We start from the raw sequence: 1,129 nt of genomic DNA, 5'->3' as shown, positions 1-1,129 counted from the left end.
TCCATACCGCAGGTGTTGGCTTCAACGATTGAACCAATACGGGCTGTACCAAAAGCCCCGCTCAAGTATGTGTTGGCGGTGAGAAACAATGCGTTGCCGGCGCCAGAGGAGTTCTCGTCACCGTTAGAAGAGTTGAAACGGATCTGGCTGTCGAAACCACCACGCAGACCGCCACCCAGGTCTTCAGCAACGCCGATGTTGATGGCGTTAGCGCCATTGCCCAGATGAGCAACGCCAGCCTTGGCACCTGCAGCGCCAGTGTCCATGATACCGACGTTGATACCGCCAGAGATGGTGGCTGTGGATTGAGCGAAAGCGGCGCCGGAAACTGCCAGAACAGCCAGAGCAATCAGAGTTTTTTTCATTGCAAATTTCTCCAAGGTTAAAAAAGGGCCTAGATCAGATGGGTGACTATCACCCTTCGAGACCCTGAGCCAACCTCCAATTCAGGAAGTTGTATGTATTCCACCAGACGTAAATGACTTCGCCAAGACATATGCAAAAGATAAGGCCTTTTTGTTGTTGCCGTGCAACAAACCCTAGGATTTACCCTTAAGCACTTCTTTAGGAAATGAATTTTCACCAATGATTTCAATGACTTCCATCAAGTTTTGAATTGAAAGCATCAAAACCTCAAAAACCATTTCACCTCAGCATTCATCGCTCTGCCCCTGGCCGCCAACAGGCTTTGCGCCGCCTAGGTAAACTTTACCCATGATGAATGCTTTGATTTTGGCCACCGACAGCGCTTTGCGCACCCTGTTTGCCGAGCCCCGCGCCAGCCGCCCCAACCCAGCTGCCAACGTTGCTTATTTGGAATTGAATGAAGCTGAACGCCGTCAATCGGGCGCGCTCATGCGCATCAACCATGTTGGTGAGGTCTGCGCCCAGGCGCTGTACACCGGTCAGGCCTTAGCCTGCCAAAGCCCAGCGCTGCGGGCCCAACTGGCCGAAGCCAGCCGCGAAGAGACCGACCACCTGGCCTGGACCCAGCAAAGGCTGCATGATTTGAACGACCGCCCGTCTTGGCTCAACCCACTTTGGTATGCGGGGGCTTTTGCCATTGGCTTTGCCGCGGGCAAGCTGGGGGGCGATAAGGTGAGTTTGGGCTTTGTGGTGGAGACCGAGC

Annotated in this window: 2 protein-coding genes; one reads left to right on the top strand and one right to left on the bottom strand. The window is 53.9% G+C overall.

The features are described from left to right. On the bottom strand, nucleotides 1-365 hold a 365-nt coding region (locus ABWQ00_RS16245; protein WP_353239699.1), incomplete at its 3' end, for a porin. A 352-nt stretch (nucleotides 366-717) separates the two neighbouring features. On the opposite strand from ABWQ00_RS16245, the gene coq7 reads away from it, so the two are divergent. Continuing rightward, nucleotides 718-1,129: 2-polyprenyl-3-methyl-6-methoxy-1,4-benzoquinone monooxygenase (coq7, locus tag ABWQ00_RS16240; protein ID WP_353239698.1), on the top strand; the 412-nt coding region annotated here is incomplete at its 3' end.

This window comes from Limnohabitans sp., from assembly GCF_040400975.1.
Taxonomy (GTDB): domain Bacteria; phylum Pseudomonadota; class Gammaproteobacteria; order Burkholderiales; family Burkholderiaceae_C; genus Limnohabitans_A.
Note: the sequence above shows the minus strand (reverse complement) of the source record. Positions and strands in the feature narration are given on the sequence as shown.